We start from the raw sequence: 22,016 nt of genomic DNA, 5'->3' as shown, positions 1-22,016 counted from the left end.
CACCTGAGGCACTTCTGGTTGAAGTCCCGGGCGTTTCCAGACGGTAGCGGTTATCAAAAAGTAAGCGGCTTGACCTGTAGACCTCAAAGATCAGGGCTACTGATGCTGGATGAGCGCTACTTGTCTAACTTGAGCAAGATCATTGTGGTTGATCAGAACTGCGGTAAGACAAGTCTATGCAAGCGTTGGGTTTCATTTCGCTCTATCTCGTCGTCGTCAGCCTGCCGCTGATACTCGCGACGATTTTTGGCGGCCCGCCACGTCTCCTCCACCAGGAGGTTGCTTCCGGAATCGGGATTCTCGCTTTCTCGATTGTGCTTGCCGAGTTTGTGCTCTCCGGACGCTTCAAGAGCGTGTCAAACGGAGTTGGCATGGATGTTACCATGCACTTCCACCAACTCATGGCCCGCACCGCCCTGCTTTTTGCCTTCCTGCACCCGTTTCTTTATCAGGGTAGCCCCTCGGGTGGTCAGCGGCCCTGGGATCCAACACGTCAACTCACGCTCACAACGGACTTTTCCGCGATTGCGTCCGGCATAGCCGCATTCGTTCTTCTGCCGACCTTGGTGCTCCTGTCGATCTACCGCACCCAACTGGATTTCAAGTATGAAACATGGCGCTTCATGCATGGTTTCGGTGCGCTTCTGATTGCCGTCCTGTTGCTGCATCACGCCGTTTATGCCGGACGCTACAGCTCGGAAGCGCCTTTGATCTGGCTCTGGGGGGCGATGACCGCAATTGCTGTCGGATCGCTGATTTATGTTTATCTGGTCGTGCCAATGATGGATCGAAATCGGCGATGGCAAGTTGCCTCCGTTACACGACGGTCGGCAAGACAATGGGAAGTGACCGTTGCCCCGGTCGCACATTCAGGCCTGGTCTACAGGGCCGGGCAGTTCGTTTGGCTGAATATCGGTCACAGCCCGTTTTCGCTTCATGAGAACCCCTTTTCCATAAGTTCTGCTCCTTCAGACGGCCCGAACGTCTCATTTGTCATCAAGGAACTCGGAGATTTCACCCGTTCGCTCCACAAGCTTCAGCCTGGAACCCGTGCCTATCTCGACGGTCCCTACGGAAGCCTTGTTGTCGACGGACGAAGGGAGCCCGGCATAGTGCTCGTTGCCGGAGGAGTTGGAGTTGCGCCTCTTCTTGGGATATTGCGGGAATTGCGCCTAACCGCCGATCCGCGTGAGGTTCGCCTTATTTATGGCAACAGGACGGAAGAGCAGATTCTGTATTGGGACGAACTCGCTGGTGAAAACGTGACCCATATTCTGTCTGAACCGCCGGAAGGCTGGCGGAGAGACACCGGTATCATAGACGGCGCGCTGCTTGACCGCATCCTGTCAGCAGACCAGCCTAAGGACTGGCTGTTCGTCCTTTGCGGACCATCTGCCATGATGGACCTTGTTGAAGATCATCTGATTGCCCGTGGAACGCCGTCGAGCCGGATATTGTCCGAGAGGTTCGAATATGATTGACCCGCTACGGAAATTATCCCTGCGCCGGAGGGTTTCTTTCACGGTTGTTGCAGTAAACGCAATCCTATGTGTTGCTGTGGTTGCATTCGTGCTGCGCTGAGGAAAAGCCAATTCGTGGCTGCTCAGCAAAAAGGCAATTCCTTACTTCAAAGTCATTCTGTCGAGCTATTGTGAAAAATCAACTGATCGTTCTCTATGAGACAGGCTATTTGAGAGGGCTTGGGTAGAAGGAGTTCGAACCGCTTGGCTATGTTGCAGGTTCCGCCTTTAGAGGTGCTAGAAGTCTGTTGCGTTTATTGATCGCGGCAACCGTGTTTTTGCTGATACCCAGGTCTCGGGCAATCCAGCGATAGCTGCGCCCTTCGTCAATGAGCGCCAGTACTATTGGTGCCAGTCTGTCCGATTTGGGCCTTTGCCCAGGCTGCCTTCCGAGCTTCTTACCGCGTGCCTTCGCAGCAGCCAAACCGGATTTCACCCGCTCGCTGATGAGATCGCTTTCAAATTCGGCAATGCCGGACAAAAACGTCGCCAGCATGCGACCGTGCGGTGTAGACAGATCGAAGGTCATACCGTTCATGGTGATGACTGAGACCTTCCAGCCTTCCAATTCACGCAACGTATTCAGGAGATCGGTCGTCGACCGCCCCCACCTGGAAAGTTCAGTAACCAAAATGGCGTCGATCTTCCTGGCTTGTGCCAGAGCCATCACCTTCTTGCGCTCGGCCCGGTCGAGTTTTGTTCCGGACCCAGTCTCCTTGAATATTGCCGCAACTTCGAAGCCGGCCCGCTCAGCAAAAACTGTCAGATCGTCTTCCTGCCGCTCGCATGACTGGTCCGCGGTGGAAACGCGGCAATAGATGGCGGCGCGCTGTCCCAATTGAACCCTCTTGGAATTTAGTGTCGGAAAGCCCTGATTTATGCGGGATGATTGTTGTCCAAAACAGACTATACCTCAATAGGGACAACTCCAGCATGCCGCGGCGACAGATACTCAGCGAGCGACGCTCGGCACTCTTTGATTTGCCTACCGACGAGCCCACACTGCTCAGACACTACACGCTGGCAGATGATGATCTCGAACACATCCGGGAACGGCGGAGGCCGGAAAACCGGCTCGGTTTCGCTCTCCATCTCTGCGCCCTTCGATATCCCGGCCGCGCGTTAGTGCCTGGCGAAGTCATCCCATACGAAGTTCTGTCCTTTATCGGAGCTCAGCTCGGCATTGCCCCTGACGCGCTGCTTACTTATGCCGCGAGGCGCCAAACCCGCCAACAGCATATGGATGCGTTGCGCAAGATCTATGGATACAAGGTTTTCGCGGGGCGCGGCGCACGTGATTTGCGGGACTGGCTTTTTGATGAAGTCGAAGATGCAAGATCCAACGAGGATCTGGCGCAACGCTTTGTGGCACAGTGCAGGAAAATGCTGACTATCCTTCCAGCGGTAACAACCATCGAGCGTCTGTGCGCCGACGCTCTCGTCGCCGCCGAGAGAGATGTCGAGACCCGAATTGCTGACAGGCTCGACATGCCTATGCGCGAGCGATTAGACGGACTTCTTTCGGAAATGATGAACGGCAACATCAGCCAGTTCATTTGGCTCCGTCAGTTCGAGGTCGGCAGCAACTTTGCGTCTGCGAACCGATTGCTTGACCGGCTGGAGTTCCTGCGCAGCCTAAGAATTGATCCACAGGTCCTTGTCGACATTCCCCCACACCGCATAGCACGTCTGCGTCGACAGGGAGAACGCTACTTCACGGACGGACTGCGTGACATCACTTCGGACCGGCGGTGGGCGATCCTCGCTGTTTGCGCCGTTGAATGGGAGGCGGCGATTGCCGACGCCATCGTCGAGACCCATGATCGCATCGTGGGGAAAACCTGGCGAGAGGCAAAGCGGCTTTATGATGAGAGGATTGCCGGTTCCAAAGCCGCTGTCACTGATACGCTTCACAGCCTTGGGGGCCTCTTTGTTGGAAGCTCGCGAAGATGACGTGCCATTGGATAATGCGATGGCCTCAACGGTCGAATGGCAGCAGCTTGAACAGTTGGTCGCCGCGGGGACGCAACTTACCAGTACCCTGTCCGGTGAGCCGCTGGCCCATGTCGGCCAAGGATATCATCGCTTTCGTCGCTATGCGCCTCGGATGTTGCGATGCCTGAAACTGAAGGCTGCCCCAGTAGCTGAAGCCTTGATTGCAGCAGCAAAAGCTATCGGCGCGATGGGTGAATTGCCGTCCGCCAATACCACTTTCTTGCGGCCGAAATCAAAATGGCACCGCCATCTTCGTGCGCAAGATGAAGGCGACTTTCGCTTGTGGGAGGTCGCTGTTCTGTTCCATCTCAGGGATGCTTTCCGATCAGGAGACGTATGGCTCGACCATTCCCACCGATATGGCGACCTCAAGCAGATCCTCGTACCACTGGCCTCTGCGAAAGATAGCGCCAAGTTATCCGTTCCCCTTGATCCTCATGCCTGGTTGGCGAATCGCAAAGCGCGTCTTTCTGCCGGTTTGAAGCGGCTGGCGCGCGCCGCGCGCGATGGGGCCATTCCTCATGGCACCATAGAAAATGGAACGCTGCGGATCGACCGGCTGACCGCTGATGTTCCCGAAAATGCCCAAGAATTGGTTCTCGATCTTTATCGCCGGATGCCGCCCATCCGAATAACTGACATCCTTCTGGAAGTGGATGCGACGATCGGTTTCTCCGATGCCTTTTCCAATCTAAGAACCGGAACGCCATGCAGCGACAAAGTCGGTTTGCTGAACGTCTTGCTTGCCGAGGGATTGAACCTCGGTCTCCGAAAGATGGCAGAGGCTTCGAACACACATGATTACCGGCAGCCCTCGCGTTTAGCCCGCTGGCATGTCGAGACCGAAGCAATGGACCAGGCGCTAGCGACGGTCGCGGGCGCGCGAGCGAAATTGCCAATGTCCCGGTTCTGGGGCTTGGGAACAACGGCATCAAGCGATGGTCAGTTTTTCCCGTCGGCACGACAGGGTGAGGCCATGAATTTGGTCAATGCAAAGTACGGCAATGAGCCCGGCCTGAAAGCCTACACCCACATCAATGATCAATTCGCACCGTTCGCGTCGCAAGCAATTCCGGCAACCGTCAGCGAAGCGCCGTATATCTTGGATGGCCTACTGATGAATGAAACCGGCAGGCGCATTGGCGAGCAATATGCCGATACAGCGGGGTTCACAGACCACCTCTTTGGAACCAGCGCCATGCTCGGATATCGGCTCGTGCTGCGCATCCGCGACTTACCCTCGAAACGCCTGTACGTGTTCAATCCCGCAGCAACGCCTAAGGATTTGCGCAGCCTGGTCGGTGGAAAAATCCGCGAAGAGCTGATTGTTGCAAACTGGCCCGATCTCTTTCGGTGCGCCGCCACAATGGCTGCCGGCAAGATTAAACCGAGCCATTTGCTCCGAAAACTCGCATCCTATCCCCGGCAAAACGATTTGGCAGCTGCGCTCCGGGAAGTTGGCTGTGTTGAGCTAACACTCTTTATAATAGAATGGATCCTCGACACCGATTTGCAGCGTCGCGCTCAGATCGGCCTGAACAAAGGCGAGGCTCATCATGCGCTCAAAAATGCATTGCGCATAGGCAGGCAGGGCGAAATCCGCGACCGAACCACCGAAGGGCAGCATTACCGCATCGCCGGGTTGAACCTGCTCACAGCGATCATCGTTTACTGGAATACCATCCATCTTGGCCATGCTGTCGCCGAACGCCAGAATGAAGGCCTGGATGTGAACCCGGAGCTTTTGGCTCACATCTCGCCCTTGGGCTGGGCTCATATCCTGCTAACTGGCGAATATCTTTGGCCCATAGAGGCAAAGTCTTAGGGTGTCATTCCGCCCCTAGCCGGAACCGACCCCCAGAAGTGATGGCGAGTTCCACCTGGCGCTTTGTGATATCTCCCACCGTCCAAAGGCTTTTCACCGAGGTGAGCAAGACAGGTGTGTTTCACTCTGCACCACGTATCGTCCTGAAGCGCCTAAGCCAATCTCTTGGCTCCCGGGTTGGTCGATACTCCGCACCCACAAAACCTGAGTAAGATATCCGCTCAAGCAACCAGTGCATGTCGACTTCCCCTTGGTCTGGTTCCGTGCGATCGGGAACCGCGGCGATTTGAACATGTCCTACCCTGTCGCCAAGCCCCTCTAAAGTACGGACATGATCACCCTGCATGATCTGCATGTGATAGACGTCGTATAGAATCCTGAGGTTGGACCGGTCGGCAGCGGCTATGACCCGTCTGGCATGGTCCGTTCCAGTCAGAAAATACCCCGGGACGTCTCGAAGGTTCAGTGGCTCAATCAAGATGCCTATCCCGTGAACAGCAGCGCGGTCGCAGGCGAATTTCAGGTTCTCCACAAACGCCGCTTCCGCAGCAGGCCCATCTGCCAGGCCTGCCATCACGTGAACCGTGGCTAGTCCTGACGCTGCCGCATATTCAACTGCCTCCATGATCGCCGCCCGAGCCTCATTTTCACGGCCAGGAAGTGCGGCAAGACCAAACTCCACGGCTTCAAGGTTGCCTCGGCGCGTGTTGAGCGAAAGGCCAGAAACTCCGGCAGCCGCCATTGCGGCGCGTAATTCCTGAGGTGTGACGTCATAAGGCCAGTGGAACTCCACCGCCTCAAACCCGTCCTCCCCCGCACTTGCGATCCGTTCCAAAATGGAAAGGTTCGTGTAGAGAAACCCCAGATTAGCCGAAACTTTCATAATTGGTCGTCCCACTCAGTGTCGAAATGACCATGAACCAAGCGCCCTAGCCCGCAACTTAGCGATTGGCGTGTACCAGGACATGGTTTCCGGACATGACCAAGACTACATCGTTGAACGGGGGACCCCATGATTTTTGCCAACCTATACCAACCCGTGCAGCGATTTGTGGAGATGAAGCTTCCCCTCCCCTGCCCTATCGATCATGGCACGGAAGTATCCGCCCGGGGATACGATCTGCTCCGGATCCCGCAGAGCCTTTTCGGCAACCACCACGAGGCACACAGCGGCCAAATATTTACCCTGCCGTTCAACAGCCAACTGATATCCAGAAGGACTGAGGCCGATCAGCAAGCGCAAATGTTCCGCCGCACCACAAAGGGCCGGCCAACTGTTCAAGCTGAGGCCTGTTTCCGCCTGCACCGCTGAACATGCGGACTGAATAAGCCCAATAGAAACGCCATCCAGGTTTGTTTCCGGTAGTTTGCTCGGTCCCCCCCTCCCCGCTTGCTGTTTCGGTTGTTGAGATTTGATACCCGCGCCGCAAGGCTCTTTTTCTAGAGCCATTTCAACGGCGAAGCCGTTGTCAGTCTTTGGGTTGTCTTCTTGCTCGTTAGAGCAAGTCCGATTGTTATTACTTTCAAGAGAGTCGGTTTGGGTTGTAATAAGTAAAGGGCTGACATAAATGTCACCCGCGGATGACATTTTATCCTGTATTCCCAATGTCTCAGTATCACGAGAAGCCAACGTTTCCTGATAAAGTGATTCCAGAACCGCCGCCTTTTCCAGAATTGTTAGTTCATTCCGGTTCACAATGGCCTGTGCCTGAGTGGCAAGACCCTCAAATTCGGCTGGATCCAGCACCGTCAAGTCAGCAATCGCACGCGAATACCGTGTAACAGCTCTTTTCGCGTCCTGTTCAGCCTTAATGCGTCTCTGAAAAGCGTCCGCCTGGTCTCTGAAGGCTTCCAGGTTGAAACAGGCAGGAGTAAAATCCAATCCATATGCTTGGGCGAACTCACCCTCTGAACCACGGTAGACAAAACGTCGCCCGGTCGGGCTGTCCCTATATGCCAGAACACCCGCTTCCACGAGCTTCTTCAGACAGCGCGTGACGGTGCGGGTGGTGCGCCGCGTGTATTCTGCCAGGCGTTGATTGGAAATCGCGACGACCGGCCGCTTTCCTGACTGAAAGTCATCAGCCTGGACGAGGCCCAGAAGAATATCCAGAACGTGGTAAGCCGTGCCATCTATACCGATTGCTGGCGCGACACGTTTCAAAACCAGAGAGACTTCTTTTTTGGTGACCTTAGGCCGATCCTCTTGAGACGCCAGATGTGCGCTTGCAAGAATTCCCGGCGTCACTCTTCTAAAAGAAGAGACGTTCGAAACAGTAGGCATAACAACCTCCGTTCGCCGGCACAACTTTGCATCCGGCGCCTATCAATTTGGGAGGTTCAGTTTTGGAAAATCGGCAGAAATCCACCGTTCACGCGAGAAGCCTCTTGCGTGGTGATTCGGGATGCACTACAACGGAATTGCTTAGGGTTTCCGTTGGGACTTTCCCATCTGAACCATGGAATTTGGGGCTATCTGGTTGCAGCCAGATGGTCCCTTTTCATTTTATCTCTACTCTCTCGCGTTCTCCTTTCACTGAAAGCCAGGCCATCCATAAGCCCGGAAACTAATTCTGATCACCGTCTCGGCGAAGGAAATCAGCATGCAGTTCCGGGAGTCTCTCATTGAGCCATCTTGCAAAACGAGTTTCAGCTTTTGGAAACGTCAACGACGATGACGAAATCGTTTCTTTGAACTTGCCCAGGACTTTTCCAGCAGAACGGATCTCGATTTGGGCCGACTTTGTTGTATCTGACTTTTGTCTTCCCCTTGCAGCTCGAGTAGCAAGCTTCATGCGCTCCGCGCCATCCCCTTCCAGGAAGGAACGATCCTCAACGATCTTGCGGATGCGATCGGCTACATTTTGATCATCGAACAGCTTTGAAAATTCGACCCATGCCGGTCGCCCTACTCCCTTGGCTCGGCCTATGGCATGCACAATATCGTCTGGAATTGCATTGGCCACTTTAAGAAGGACCGAAATATTCGTTTCCTTTTGGCCGAGAATCGGTTCCATCTCGCGCTGCTTGATGCCGGCGTTCTTCAGCTGAACGGCCCAGAGTGCCTGCTCAATCCAGCTCAAATTCTCGCGAACACCGTTTTCTAAAGACTGCTCCCTGATCAATTCAGCATCGCTAAGCTCGCGGACATAGGCGCGAACTCGGACAGTTTCCGGTTTGTCTGTTTCCCTGTGCAGTTCCTGTAGAACGGCCGTCCTTCGATGGCCATACGCCAGCTGATAGCGGCCCTCTTCGCTAGGATGTGGTCGGACAAGAACGGGCAATTTCTGCCCTTCCCTCTCGATAGATACTTTCAGCTCCTGCAATGCATCAGCTGCTGCCGCATCTTTTTCAAACCGATCGCTGAATGGGGACGGATCTATCTTGTCAGGATTTAGCGAGAGCACAGTATCCCCCGACAGGCTCGTCAGCGCCTTGCCGACGTTGCCAACTACTGGAGATCCCATACGGCGATGGCGAGGGGACTTTGGCACCACGTCGGCCACATCTTTCCCCTCACCTTCAGCCATCTGTTGGAGAATCGACTTCTTCATGCCTCTCGTCCCCAAACTCGTTTGATGATGTCGAGAATTTCCTCATTGACCCGATCGGAGCTTTCCCGGGCACGCTTGTAGGCGTCCCTGCCCACTTCTCCAGTCTCCAACTCGTACAGCGACTTCTTTGCTACGCCACCCGCAGCAATAGCAGTGGATTCCCAAGCTTCGGCAACCAGTACATCTTCTGCGAACAGACGTCGGATTATTCCACTCATGTATTTTTGCGGTCCGTCATTCGGGTTCACTCTGGTAAGCAGGAACCGGATCCATTCGTGATCAAACTTTGCCCCAAAAGCCTCCAACGTTTCAGCCAGCTCGGAAATCATGATCAGAAACTGATTGCATGACGCCACATCAAGCATTGCCGGATGGACAGTGATAACGAGCGCTGTCGCCGCATAGAGAGCTGCAAGTGTCGAGTATCCCAGCGATGGAGGCGTATCCAAAACGACTACATCATAGTTACTCTCGACAGAGGCAATCGCGTTACGCAGTCGTTCGAAGAATAGTCCGAGCTCATCCCTGTGGTTGTTCGCAAGATAGGAAGGTGTATCAAATTCGAAATCCATCAATTCCAAATTTCCAGGAACGATGTGAATTCCGGGAAAGTAGGTCGCTTGGATAATTTCTGCGAACGCCTTGCGGTCGTCGTCATATCGAAGGGCCGCATAAGCGGTCTCGTTCGAGTCGAGGTCGAATTCGGGCTGTATCCCAAATGTCGAGGTCATAGAAGCCTGTGGATCGAGATCGATGCACAGTACGCGGTATCCTTGGATGGCCAGATAATGCGCCAGATGAACCGAGGTCGTCGTCTTACTGGATCCGCCCTTGAAATTCGCTGTCGCAATAACTTGAAGGCGCTCGCCTACCCGACGGTGCGGCAGAAGGCGTAATGCGTCTTCAGGCCGCTGTTCCGCTAGATAGTTCCGGAGTTCCCAGACTTGTTCAATGCTGTAGATACGCTTGTTGTTGTCAGTCCTGGTTGGCTGCGGCCCTTTGCCTTCTAGAGTCAAAGACCGAAGAGTGCTTTCCGGAATCCCCAGCAGCTTCACCAGATCCAGGGTCGAAAATGTACGCCCGAAGACTTTTTGCGACTCTGGTGGATACATCCGCGCACGCATGGAATTCAACTCTGCAGAGAGTTGGCGCGTATAATCCTCAATCTTCTTTGCCGTATCCGGCTTGAGAAGAATGTGTGCTGGATTGTCGCTTACTGCCATTCGGCTCTCCTGACGGCAAACACCTTGTTGGTGACCTATTTGCCGTCAGGAGTGAATGATGTCACTAGAAATTGCAAGGAATATTAGGTTAACGAGAGTTTAACGACGTTTTGGCCTAAATCGTCGCTTCGATAGTGCTACAACGCGATATTTGGCAATCGACCTGTCTGTGAAGTAAAATGATATGATAGACGACCCTGCAATTCTCTCTATATTACAATAGATTGCGGGGAATCCGCCATTGTTGTCGTCTAAAAGAATACCAGATTGATCTCTCGACAAATTTGCCAAAAAGACACTAGCTCGATCGCGGGTTCCACGTGCGAATTCCACAGATTGCAATTACCAAGGCGTTACTTGCTCCCTGCGATTGGTGACGAATCTGATTCTTTGGCAGGTGTTCAGCTGGATACAGTAGTGAGTCTCCCTAGCTTATCTACGGCAGTAACGTAGACATAACCGATCATCAAACGCTCTGCGGACGGATTCCTGCAGCTACTCACCATACACTGGATCGATGAGTACCCAGATATGAAATGAGAAGAGGAAAAGCAGCTGCCGGACGTGTCCCTCGCTGACGCATTCAGTTGGCCTTATCGGCTTCGCCCCCAATGCCCCGGGTAGACGCAAAGCATTCAAGCCTGTTTAAACCCTGCTTAAAAACGTTTATACCCGCGAAAGTGAAATTCAGATACGGGCGGCGCTTTCAAGGCTGGTTTGATACGGGCCACCCATACTCAAGATTCATTCTTGGTGCTGTGGCTAACAGATGTCAGGCTCACTGGAACGCGCGCGCCAGCCTAGCTTGGCCGCGTGATAAACCAGACCACCTCTTCTTCTGACATCGCCCATGTTGTTATTGAAATCGCCACAGCCAGTGCTGACGCCACAACGGCGACCACCCTGGAAAGGATCAAGATCCTTCCTACCAGCAACTCAATCTCTCGCGATGGTCGCTCCTACATCTTTCACGTCAAGGCGTTCAATGCCGACGGCGTCGACATCCGTGTCGATCTCGACTACGACATCTTGAAAAACGATGAGCCGGACCGGCTGTGTCTGTTTCAACTGGGTGGGCGCCGTCAAGGACATATTGTAAACAAGAAGCTTGCGGTTCATTTTCCTGAGCTTACTCTCACCAAAAAAGGCAGCGTCACTTGGCTGTTTTCCGTCGTGCTTGTGGAGGGGTCCGGCACTCGCAATGCAGACGCTTGCTAACGCCTCACCAGAGTCAGTTCCGATTGTGTCTAGTGCCAGGCTGTTGGCTGGGCACGAATACGGACGACGGGACCTGCCTGACTGTCATCCTTGCCGTGTCGACCTGCAAGTTCAATAGTTCCGTTCGTGGGTAAACCTTGACCAAACTGTCGGCCGCCACCGAAGATCCTGCAACCCTGACGGCGTGCAGCCACACGAAGGATATTGATGAGCTACTTGAAAGCCCGCTCGCGGAGAAGATGATCTTTCCTGCCGCAGGCAAGGTGCAGACGTTTGACCTTGTTTAAATGTCCTGTTCGCGAGCATACGCTCCTACAATCCGGCGCGGCTGGCATAATACGTTTCCTCTCCTTACCAGCCGTTTCAAGCGCTTTTATAATCGCGGCTCATCTTCCAGATGCCTCAATGTTTTGGGCCTTACGCTAAACACCAGAGACAGCGCTGCCGGAAAACTCGACCTAGAAAGGCCGTAGGCTTGTTGCTCATGGCAGAGCGCTTAAAGCAACTTATCAATTGATAAGTCCCCCTAGCTAGTCGTAAGGCGCACTTAAGGACGATATATGCAGCCTTACTCGCTACAGTGACCATGAAAGATGCTGAGACCCGAGTTGTTTTGACCACCATCCAGAATTTAAGTAGGGTCACGAGGCTAGCCCACCGCTCATTGTGGCTGAATTACTCAAGCATATTGCCAATAGGTGACGAGGCTGCGTTTTTTTGGGCACTCCTATAAGCTAATGAGCGCGGCCTGCCTTTCGAGCGAAACTTATCAGCTGATAAGCTTGGTCAGCGCGATCGGATGAGGCCGTATAATCTCAACACTCTCGCAAGTTCAAATGCGCAAAACTCTTCACTCCACTGTTTCCGTGGATCATGCACATGCGTTGTTCTGTTACTAAAGGTGCATCCATTCGCCCCTCCCCAGGATCCTACCAGGCTGTAACAGCTGGTCCGCATGTCCATCCTTGCCATCCTGAGGTAAGCTGCTCAACAATAACAACGAAGCTATCCGCAAGAAGATGTTGAAGCTCTTTCGCTTCATCCCAGTGCACGACCAGCCGAAATCGATTTCTTCCTGCTCCACAAAAATTGGCCGGATTAATCGGCAATCAGATTTTCAGCGTTTTCGTACGCATAGAATGGCGTCGCGCTCCGCGCACTGGTTTGCATTCCTGCTGTCTGTATCGCGGCATGCGTGGTCAAACGAAATTTCTTCTGACCCAAAAGGACCACGCCCTCCGGTGCTCTTAAGGCGTTTTGATCGCCATGATGTGGTCACTAACAACAAGGGAAAGTTCAGGTTAAAATGCTCATCAATTCCAGGAAACGATACCGGATTGCTTTGTCAGACGGCAACGCTTCCCGATCAGATATACTCGTCACCGGGAACGCAGACCGCTCTCCGGTCGTCAAACAGAAATTCGGAAATGTGCCGCATCACATTGGCCCGTTGGAGGTTCGTATGGAAGCCCAGTTGCCTCAGACCAACGGCATACTCTCTGAACGTGGGGTCCGGCGCAGCGGGATTAGGCATAAAAAAGAGTTCTTGGTAGCGGAAAACCGGCCGGTATCCGGCAAAGGACAGCCCGATTAGTTCCCGGGCTAACACTCTTGGTACATTATAGTTCTGGTCCCAGAGCATTCCGATGTTCCGGTTCATGAACTCCTGCCAGGCCCATGTGGGATAATCGATCCGAATGCCTTGGTTCAGGGCCTGCCATGCCCTGGCTTCTTCTTCGCACTGTCGCCAGATAGGGCCTTCCTTGGCTTCAAGCGCAATGTGGAATGTCTGATGGCCCGTCGCTGCGCCGATGATAAGGGCGTCATTCAGAATTGGTGTCCAGTCCTTTTCACTTAAAATACTCCCGACGCCTTGTACCGCCACGGGGTTTCTGGCTACCGGGCCATTTCCATCGCCCTGACCCTCGCCCCTTCCTCTCCTTCGCCGGTATTCTTCCTGCTGTGCAATCCAGACCGTTTGCTGGTCCTGGATCCCATTGGCAGCAGTAATCCCGAAATTGGCGATCAATTCCTTACAGGTTCGGATTCCAGTGCCTCCCAGAAGCGTCATGCCCAACTGGTTCCGTGCAGTCGCATCGTAAAGCCGGAAAGCAGCATCGATGTAATGGTCCATGTGATTGCGCTGGTTCCAACGTGCCCAGCGATTAACCCAGGCGTTGTCGGCTCGGTAGACGTCTACGACCGCATTGATGTCACGCCCGAATTGTTGCCTGGTAAGTGGCATAGTCTCATCCCTCAGATAAGTCTGGATTGCTGTTGACGTACAAATAAGCTTCGCAAGGAGACCTTGCCTATGACCGGCGACACAGCAAGCGCCAGGCCATTAGATTGGAAATCAGGAGAAGTGTTTCAGTCGGCCGAACACGCGACAGCTCCCCAGTTACGAGGCCGCAATAAAGCTGTTATATCCTGCCCTCAGCAACGTGGTTCAAGAATGGAAACGGCTCGTCAGAAAGTGACGTAACCAGGCCTCGAGTAAAAAATACCCGAACCGTCGCAAGCGTTACACTCAAGGACTACATCAAAAAAGACCCTTTACTTTGCTCAAAATTGTAGAATTAATAAATGCAAAACAAGAGGTACCAACCTATTCTTCTAAAACTAACTATCGGCGCTTCTTTTTACGAGACACCCGTCCCACAAGGAAATTCATGACCAATAAATCAGAGAACGACATCGTGCAGGACGCTGCATTCGTTGAACTTACATGCGAAATCGTTTCGTCCTATGTGTCCAATAATACGGTTGCCTCTCCGGAATTGGCAGACCTAATATCATCCGTTCACATGGCTCTGACTTCAGCAGCACAGAAGGCGCAGGAACCATTAGTAGAAGAACTGGTTCCCGCAGTACCGATCAAGAAATCCGTTACTGGCGACTACATCATCTGTCTGGAAGACGGCAAGAGGTTCAAATCTCTCAAGCGACATTTGCGTTCCCACTACGACCTTTCACCCGAAGATTATAGAGCCAAGTGGAACCTGCCGCTGGACTATCCGATGGTTGCCCCAAACTACGCTGCTACACGATCTGCTTTGGCCAAAAAAATGGGCCTAGGTCAAAGAAACGCAAGGAAAAACCGAAGCTAAGCCCCGCAACACCCTAGCTTCGCTACCCCGCGCCTATAATCTTCTTGTGACGGGGAGTAGTAAGGCTATACCTGAAGCATTTTGGCTGCGATTGACATCGATTGCGAAGAATAGATCTGACCGGATTTCAAAAAATAACCGGCCAGATCGGCTTGGTATCAGGTAATGCCCTCGATATCCTGACAGATCAGCAACTGCACGCCGAATATGCAATGTTCGCACCGAACTGTGCGGGGGAGGGCGCACGAGCTGGACAGAAAACGAGTCTCGGTCCGCATTGAGCTCAATTGGCCAGAAACTCGGCCCAAGAATAGCTTCCAAGACTAAGCTACGTGTCGTAGACGAATGAACTCCATGCAGATTCGGACCAATAAAATAGTTGTGTCGAGGATCTTGACCTCAATGCTACGAGATAGCAGCTCCTTGCGGAAAGAGAACAAAGGTGAGCATCAAGCCCTCTATTTCGTTGACCCAACAGCAGGATGCCTTTGCACGCTTCCCTGTTGAAGCCGGTAAATTTCAAGTCTGACATCAGTACTGCGACAGGGCCTGGAGTTTTTGCACTAGAAAACCGGCCTGGTGTCACCCAAAACACAGGCTCTCCGCGAGCTCATCGGATAGAGAATGAATGGTTCTGCTGTGTCTGCAGCAAAAAGGGGAAACCTTGTGGAAGCGATGATCGGAGTCATCGAAGATAAATATCTAGCTTCACGGCAGCGAAGTCCCTCACTAGTTTTCAAGTCCGGAGAGCATAACCTAACAATCTGGCGGATAACTTGCCGCAAACGCTAGGTCTTTTCGTTCTCGCGTGTTGGCAACGGGGCAAATTGACGTTCGGCAAAGATCTCCACGAAAAACGGTTCGACAATATTGGAAAGGGCGAGGGACTAGTGTTCAAAATTCGCAATATCAACATCGTCCGGTGCGGCTGATGCGGAAGTAATCATACAAACCGATTTTCGTACTGATCGATTTGGATCGCGGAACTCTTCCGAGGTTCGAAACAACACCGTCCATCAAAAATCGCCGCAGACAGACCAAACACCAGTTCCGATTGAGCTTTGGTAACTCACGGACATATTTACCCAACGCTAATTTCGTTGTGGGGTAAGGGTGGTACAACTGCCACCTCTTAAACCATGTTTTGCCGGGAATTTATTGAAATCGCTCCAAAATGAAAAAGCAGCGCGCTCTCACTCACAGGCGAATTCGTTGAGAGCACGCTGCAGTGACAATGCACTTGATCAACGGTGCCTAGAAATACTATCAGTTCTTAGCCAAAGAACACACTCCGGAATATTGACATTTTTACTTTACTAAAAGTTGTCTTTATTTTGATCACTCTTCGTATTAGTCGCTACGAGAGGCCTATTTTCTGAGACTTATCGAGGCTCGTTTCAGCCTTTCTGACGCTAAGTGTTTACCTAGAACATCAGTCTTAAATGGCGCAAATATGAGAAAATTGGCCTTTTCCATTTTTTAAACAACAAGATATCACAGTGCACCGCATACACGAGTTCACTTTTTCGCCTCAACCGTCAGTCGCTTGCTTGCCGCGAAGTTATTCGCAAAGCTAAAGTATTGCTAAAATCTTACTAGCGGTCGATGGGGCCGTGCATTCATTGCAACAAAAAGATCTGGCCGGACGTCAATCGACATCCGACCAGATCGATACGGTTCCACAATCTCACCCCAACAATCTGGCCGACCGTCGTCTGCTACGCCCGGCATCGCTGTAATAGCTGGACGCCTGGGCGAGGGACCTGTGCCGGGACTGCAGCATGGCCCAAGAGGCCCGAGCGTGCACATTTGGGCGTCTTGCGGAACAAAGGGTGGTCGCTTGAATTGTTGACCTCCTTATGGAAGTGCCAGAAATTGCACTTTCTCTGGAGGATTTGTGCACTGGACTTCGAAGATATTTCAGTGTGGAGCCTGTCCTTTTCGGACCTTGAGTTTGTTCACGGCTACCGGCATCAGACGCGGATTGGCGTTGCGGCTCAGCTGTTGTTTTTTCGGTGCCATGGCTATTTCCCGTCCTCGCTGGATGAGATTGCGCAGGATGCAATCGACTATGTTTGCGATCAAACCGGAGAACCGGTGGTGCTTGCAGGTACTTACAAGCTGGCCGGCGACATCGCCCGCCGCCACCGTTTACAAATTCTTCGTTTCCTTGGCTTTCGGCGCGCCGTTGAAGAGGATAGGACGGCACTTTGTGAGCACCTGTCGGAGATCGCCGGATCAGTTGGCGCCAATTCGGCCGAGCTTGCAGAAAAGGGCTACGCATGGGCTCTGCAAAACAAAGTTTTCATCCCCTCCCGAGCAATCATGGAGCGTTTGACGCGCTCCGCGCTGCACGCATTTTCCGAACGATTGCTCGATGAGATTTGTGGTCGTATGCCAGTGGAAACACGCCTTGCACTAGAGGCGAGCCTGTCCGACCCGCGCGGGCAGCATGGATTTCTGCGGTTGAAGGAGGATGTCGGCGCCGCCACGCTGGACAATGTACTCGATGCCGCCAGCCGGCTTGAATTCGTGCAGTCTCTGGTTTTGCCATTTGAAGTCGTAGCCTCGATCCATCCGTCCTGGATCAAAATGCTGATGCGCCGCGTCGAAGGCGAGACCGCCGCGGAAATGCGCCGGCACGGCGAGACGAAACGGCTTGGTCTGTTGGCCATATATATAATGTCGCGCCGTGCGCAGTTGCTGGACGGGCTGGTGGACCTGCTGATCGAGGTGGTGCACCGGATCGGCACAAAGTCCCGGCGGAAGGTGATCAACCGGATTGCAACCGACATTGAGAAGGTGCATGGCGAGGAGCGCCTTCTGGTGAACATCGCCACAGCGGCAATGGAGACGCCGGACGGCAAAGTGGCCGAAGTCATTTTTCCAGTTGCGGGTGCCGCCCGTCTGAAGGCGATCATCGAGGAACACCGCGCGAAGGGAACGTTGGACACTCGTATCCAGACGGTGATGCGGGGATCTTATGCCAATCACTACCGGCGCATGTTGCCGCCACTCTTGTCCGTACTGGAGTTCCGGTCCAACAACGAGACCTGGCGGCCGATCCTTGATGCGCTGTCTCTGGTCAGTCGTCTGAATGAAGACGGTCGCCGGTTTGCCCCGGTCGCATTCGCGCCGGAAGGATCGATCCCGGCCAAATGGCGGAAAACCGTGATTGACGAGCGCGGCCGCTTGAATGTCATCTCTTATGAGCTCTGTGTCCTGACCCAGTTGCGGGAGCGGATCCGCGCCAAGGAAATCTGGATTGCCGGGTCGGACCGATACCGCAACCCGGATGAGGATCTTCCTGGTGATTTTGCGGAGCAGCGCGATGTCTATTATTCCGGTCTGAACCTGACCCAGGATGCCGGCAACTTTGTCCGGTCGGTGCGGGCACAGTTGGAACAGGAACTTCTTCTGTTGAATGCGACACTGCCTGCGAATGACAAGGTCCGGCTACGCTGGCATGGGAAGAACAGGATCTGTGTTACGCCTTTTGATCCGCAGCCGGAACCGAAGGGACTTGTCGCTTTGAAATCGGAGATCAACCGCCGCTGGCCGATGACAGGGCTTCTCGACACTTTGAAGGAAACGGCCCTTGAGACCGGCTTTCTCGATGCATTCGAAACCTCGGCCAGCCGGGAAGCTCTGCCGCGAGCTGTTCGTGATCGACGCTTGTTGCTGTGTCTCTATGGTCTCGGCACGAATGCGGGCTTTAAACGCATTGCGGCCGGTGTTCCGGACATATCATACGACGAACTGAAGCATGTCAGCCGCCGCTATCTCGATGGGCCCTCCCTGCGGGAAGCTTGTGCCAGGGTTGCCAACGCCACGCTCGCGGTGCGCAATCCTCTGATCTGGGGCGAAGCCGGAACAGCCTGCGCATCGGATTCCACCAAGTTCGGCGCTTGGGACCGGAACCTGATGAGCGAGTGGCATGCCCGTTATGGCGGTCGTGGAGTGATGATCTACTGGCATGTGGAACGGGAATCGACCTGTGTCTATTCCCGCCTGAAGCGTTGTTCCTCGTCCGAGGTTGCCTCGATGATCGAAGGGGTTTTGCGGCATTGCACGGACATGGAGATCCAGCGTCATTATGTGGACAGCCACGGCCAGAGCGTCGTGGGCTTTGCCTTCTGTCATCTGCTCGGGTTTGACCTGGCTCCGCGGTTGAAAGCGATCGCGCGCCAGAAACTGGCAATACCTTTTGCGGACATGCGCGGCAAGCTGCCCAATCTCCTGCCGATTTTATCGAAACCGATCGATTGGGACGAGATCGAGCGTCAGTATGATGAAATGGTCAAGTATGCGGCAGCCATGCAGACCGGCACGGCCGATCCTGAAGCGATTTTGCGCCGGTTCGCCCGTTCGGATGTGATGCACCCGACCTATAAGGCTCTGGCGGAGCTCGGCCGTGCGATCAAGACGATTTTCCTGTGCCGCTATCTCCGCTCGGAAGCCTTCCGCCGGGAAATCCATGACGGCCTGAACGTGGTTGAGAACTGGAACAGCACCAACAGCTTTGTGTTCTTCGGCAAGGGCGGCGAGATCGCCAGCAACCGGATTGCCGATCAGGAGCTTTCCGCCCATGCTCTGCACCTTCTCTAGGCGTCAATGGTGTATGTGAACACGCGCATGATGCAGAGTGTTCTGACGGGGCCGGCATGGTTGGCCCGGCTTTCTGCGGACGGCGATTGTCGCCTGTCGCCAACCATCCATTCCCACATCAACCCTTATGGCCGCTTCGACATCGATCTGGATAAACGGATCGACTTTGAACTCATGGCTGCTTAATCGGAGACGGAAATGCCAACGTCAAAGAAGCCTCGCAAACAACGCTCAACCGTTCGAACGGCGTCGGATCTGTCAGTGTTTCCGGATCCGAGATCTCTCCGGCCGTCTTCCGCCGAATACAAGAGCGCGGTCAACGATGAGACGCTTTGGCAGGCACAGGAGCTTGTCTATGATTCCTGGGAAACGCCAGACGGCCGCAGCCGATTTGCTCTGGCCCGGCAGGCACTGAAACTATCGGTGTTTTGCGCCGATGCGTGGCTCACCCTTGCAGAACGGCCTTCTTTGTCCAACAGCGAACGGCGGCAGATGATTGAACGAGCTGTAGCCGCGGGAGAACTCGCATTGGGAGAAGGCGGACTAAAGGAAAACGAAGGACATTTCTGGGGCGTCCTGGAAACCCGGCCATACATGCGAGCCCGCGGAGAACTTGGAGAAGTTCTCTGGGATGCTGGAGAAAAAGAGTCAGCGATCCAGAACTATAGGGAAATGCTTATTCTGAACCCCGGCGACAACCAGGGTATTCGCTACATTCTGGTGGCGAAGCTCCTCGAAATGGGCAAGATGGACATGCTGAAATCGCTCATGGAACAGTGCGCCGACGAGTATTCGCCGGAAATTCAGTATACGCGGGCGTTGATCGCCTATTTTGAAGAGGCGGAAAATGCGGAAGATATCGCCGGGCTCGCCTTTGAAACCAACCGCCATGTTCCGGGCATGCTCTCCGGCCGCGTGCCAACAGTTCCCGTCGGTGACTATGTGACCTTGGGTGGCAAGGACCAGGCATCGAGCTATGTTGATGCCAATGGCACAGCGTGGAGACAAATTCCCGGCGCCATTGAATGGCTGGATGAAATCACATCCTCAGTTGAGGTCTCTTGACGTCATTTTGGGTATACCCACAGCGCCAAGCCTCATGAACACGCAATCTGTCATCAGAGATGTTCATTATGGGTCTGTTTCGTGTTAATAAACAAAAATAGATTCGGGCACACCCAAAATGAACACTTCTCAATCCAAAATCGGATATGCGCGCACATCGACGACTGACCAGAACCTTGATGCGCAGATGACAGCGCTGAAGGCCGCCGGATGCGGCATGGTGAGGGCGGAACAAAAGAGCGGTGCCAGTCTTGATGGCCGGCCGGAGCTGAAAACCATTCTTGACTTCATCCACCCCGGCGAAACCCTTGTGGTGACGCGGATCGATCGGTTGGCCCGGTCTTTGAGTGACTTGCAGACCATCGTTGCTCGTTTGAAGGAAAAAGGGGCCCATCTGGCTGCGACCGAGCAACCGGTGGACACGTCAACAGCTGCTGGCAAAGCTTTCTTCGACATGTTGGGCGTGTTCGCGGAATTCGAAACCAACTTGCGCCGCGAACGCCAGGCCGAAGGAATTGCAGCTGCGAAACAGCGTGGTGTGTACCGGGGGCGGCCACCCAGAATCAGCATGGCGGAAATACGCGAAAAGCTGTCTGCAGGCTTGTCACCGACCGAGATCGCCCGTGAGTTGGGTGTTTCCCGAGGCACGGTCTACAAGGCAAAGAAAGATTTGAAGGATCCGGCATGAGTGGGAACGTTCAGCCTCAGAAAAAGCGACTGAAGAATCTTACGCCTGGGATTTGCGCAAAGCTGCAAGACGAGATGCGGACTGCCTGCCGGGAAATTGCGGAAAAGCACGGCTTGTGCTTCGCAGACGATGATCTCCACGATGTCAATCTTCGCGTTGGCCTTTCCTACACAATCCGTCTCGGTCTTCCCATGGAAGACGGTTCGCTGTTTGAGCCCGACAGGGAAATGTTCGAAATCCTCGCACCTCAGTATGGATTGGACCCGTCAGACTTTGGCAAAGAGTTCGATGATCGCGGTGAACGGTTCCGCGTCACTGGACTCGAACCGAGACGGCCGAAATATCCGGTCAATGCCGAGCGCCTCTCGGACCGGCGAAAGTATAAATTCTCATCCGACATCATCGGCATGCTGCTGGCTAAATCACGCGAAAGAAATTGATCCCTGTTTGTTCCTCAAGACGCCCAAATGTGCACACTCGGGCCCCTTGGGCCTTCTTGACGATGGCGTTGACGGATTGCGCTGTGCTAGCTCACGGACATTCTTACCCCGCGCTATTTTTTTGTGGGGTATCACGCTATTGACGGCGAACGATTGGCATGATGCTAGAAACCAACCTCGGCTGGCGGCAGTAGAAAAAAGAGATCAGAAAACTCAAAATATATACCTCTTTTTCTTTCCAACAACCACACGTCGCTTGTGCTCCTCTACGGAATATGAGCATCTCTTATTCATTATTTTTAGGATACTTAACTACACTGGCCGGTAGACTTATTTATTGAGAAAAATTGATCCGGACAGTTCTGCTACATGATCTGTCCGAGTCTTTATTTGATACTTCTTCCCTTGGATCTCACCCCAACAATCTGGCCGACCGTCGTCTGCTGCGCCCGGCATCGCTGTAATAGCTGGACGCCTGGGCGAGGGACCTGTGCCGGGACTGCAGCATGGCATCCTGGATCGGAATGTCCCTGTTGGCCGCTTCCGTCAGAAAGCCGGAGCGCAAGCCATGCGCGGAAAAGTCCTGCGGGTCCAGTCCGGCAAGTGCACAGCGTTTCTTGACGATGGCATTCACCGATTGCGGGGTGAGGGCGCGGGTTTTCAGGTTGCCCCACTGATCGATCGCGCGGAAGACGGCCCCGTCCTGAATCCGGGCCGCTTCCAGCCAGGCCTTCAGCGCATCGACACTGCGTCCGATCAGAAGAACCGAA

General features: G+C 53.8%; 14 protein-coding genes and 3 pseudogenes. 10 read left to right on the top strand and 7 right to left on the bottom strand.

The genetic code is table 11. The features are described 5' to 3' along the window. The first annotated feature begins 176 nt into the window (after positions 1-176). Positions 177-1,481 (top strand): ferredoxin reductase family protein, encoded by a 1,305-nt coding sequence (locus Q666_RS53540; RefSeq protein WP_022998203.1) that lies wholly within the window; start codon positions 177-179, stop codon positions 1,479-1,481. 247 nt (positions 1,482-1,728) lie between these two features. Here the strand turns inward: Q666_RS53540 and Q666_RS53535 are convergent, their stop codons facing one another. Next, positions 1,729-2,286 carry a recombinase family protein gene (locus tag Q666_RS53535; RefSeq protein WP_286158861.1) on the bottom strand — a complete coding sequence of 186 codons (558 nt, stop codon included), beginning with the start codon at positions 2,284-2,286 and terminating at the stop codon, positions 1,729-1,731. Positions 2,287-2,453: 167 nt separating this feature from the next. On the opposite strand from Q666_RS53535, the pseudogene Q666_RS53530 reads away from it, so the two are divergent. Further along, positions 2,454-5,340, top strand: a pseudogene (locus tag Q666_RS53530) (Tn3 family transposase). Positions 5,341-5,461: 121 nt separating this feature from the next. Here Q666_RS53530 and Q666_RS53525 read toward each other — a convergent pair. The 4 genes from Q666_RS53525 to repA form a co-directional block, all read right to left on the bottom strand. Continuing rightward, positions 5,462-6,223, bottom strand: coding sequence for a TIM barrel protein (locus tag Q666_RS53525; RefSeq protein ID WP_022998207.1), 762 nt, complete (start codon positions 6,221-6,223; stop codon positions 5,462-5,464). A 144-nt stretch (positions 6,224-6,367) separates the two neighbouring features. Further along, the gene (gene repC, locus Q666_RS53520; protein WP_031268298.1) at positions 6,368-7,624 is read right to left on the bottom strand and encodes a plasmid replication protein RepC; all 1,257 of its coding nucleotides are present in this window, start codon (positions 7,622-7,624) and stop codon (positions 6,368-6,370) included. Positions 7,625-7,907: 283 nt separating this feature from the next. Continuing rightward, a complete protein-coding gene (gene repB, locus Q666_RS53515; protein ID WP_022998209.1) occupies positions 7,908-8,894 on the bottom strand; it encodes a plasmid partitioning protein RepB in 987 nt (328 codons plus the stop codon). Further along, complete coding sequence (gene repA, locus Q666_RS53510; protein WP_022998210.1) at positions 8,891-10,117, bottom strand: plasmid partitioning protein RepA; 1,227 nt, start codon at positions 10,115-10,117, stop codon at positions 8,891-8,893. The genes repB and repA overlap by 4 nt, the downstream gene beginning before the upstream one ends. Before the next feature lie 813 nt (positions 10,118-10,930). Between repA and Q666_RS53505 the strand changes: the two genes are divergently transcribed. After that, entirely contained in the window at positions 10,931-11,335 is a 405-nt protein-coding gene (locus tag Q666_RS53505; RefSeq protein WP_022998211.1) for a hypothetical protein, read from the top strand. A gap of 137 nt (positions 11,336-11,472) precedes the next feature. After that, a complete protein-coding gene (locus Q666_RS66250; RefSeq protein WP_022998212.1) occupies positions 11,473-11,622 on the top strand; it encodes a hypothetical protein in 150 nt (49 codons plus the stop codon). A 1,079-nt stretch (positions 11,623-12,701) separates the two neighbouring features. Here the strand turns inward: Q666_RS66250 and Q666_RS53500 are convergent. Next, the gene (locus tag Q666_RS53500; protein ID WP_022998214.1) at positions 12,702-13,580 is read right to left on the bottom strand and encodes a hypothetical protein; all 879 of its coding nucleotides are present in this window, start codon (positions 13,578-13,580) and stop codon (positions 12,702-12,704) included. A 427-nt stretch (positions 13,581-14,007) separates the two neighbouring features. Here Q666_RS53500 and Q666_RS53495 point away from each other — a divergent pair, with 427 nt between their 5' ends. The 6 genes and pseudogenes from Q666_RS53495 (at position 14,008) to Q666_RS65990 (ending at position 21,246) form a co-directional block, all read left to right on the top strand. Continuing rightward, on the top strand, positions 14,008-14,445 hold the full coding sequence (locus tag Q666_RS53495) for a MucR family transcriptional regulator (protein WP_022998215.1): 438 nt from the start codon (positions 14,008-14,010) through the stop codon (positions 14,443-14,445). Between the two features lie 442 nt (positions 14,446-14,887). Next, positions 14,888-15,063, top strand: a pseudogene (locus Q666_RS66960) (type II toxin-antitoxin system ParD family antitoxin); the annotation flags it as partial. A gap of 1,191 nt (positions 15,064-16,254) precedes the next feature. Continuing rightward, positions 16,255-19,239, top strand: a pseudogene (locus Q666_RS53490) (Tn3 family transposase). A 282-nt stretch (positions 19,240-19,521) separates the two neighbouring features. After that, the gene (locus tag Q666_RS53485; RefSeq protein ID WP_152533394.1) at positions 19,522-20,118 is read left to right on the top strand and encodes a hypothetical protein; all 597 of its coding nucleotides are present in this window, start codon (positions 19,522-19,524) and stop codon (positions 20,116-20,118) included. Positions 20,119-20,236: 118 nt separating this feature from the next. Then, positions 20,237-20,806 (top strand): recombinase family protein, encoded by a 570-nt coding sequence (locus Q666_RS53480; RefSeq protein ID WP_022998220.1) that lies wholly within the window; start codon positions 20,237-20,239, stop codon positions 20,804-20,806. A 191-nt stretch (positions 20,807-20,997) separates the two neighbouring features. Beyond that, positions 20,998-21,246, top strand: coding sequence for a hypothetical protein (locus tag Q666_RS65990; RefSeq protein ID WP_152533393.1), 249 nt, complete (start codon positions 20,998-21,000; stop codon positions 21,244-21,246). Between the two features lie 412 nt (positions 21,247-21,658). On the opposite strand, the gene Q666_RS53470 is transcribed toward Q666_RS65990, so the two are convergent. Continuing rightward, positions 21,659-22,016, bottom strand: a 358-nt coding sequence (locus tag Q666_RS53470) for a tyrosine-type recombinase/integrase (RefSeq protein ID WP_023014565.1), incomplete at its 5' end; no start/stop codon positions are given.

Origin of the sequence: Labrenzia sp. C1B70, assembly GCF_000475395.1 — a bacterium.
GTDB lineage: Bacteria > Pseudomonadota > Alphaproteobacteria > Rhizobiales > Stappiaceae > Roseibium > Roseibium algicola.
Note: the sequence above shows the minus strand (reverse complement) of the source record. Positions and strands in the feature narration are given on the sequence as shown.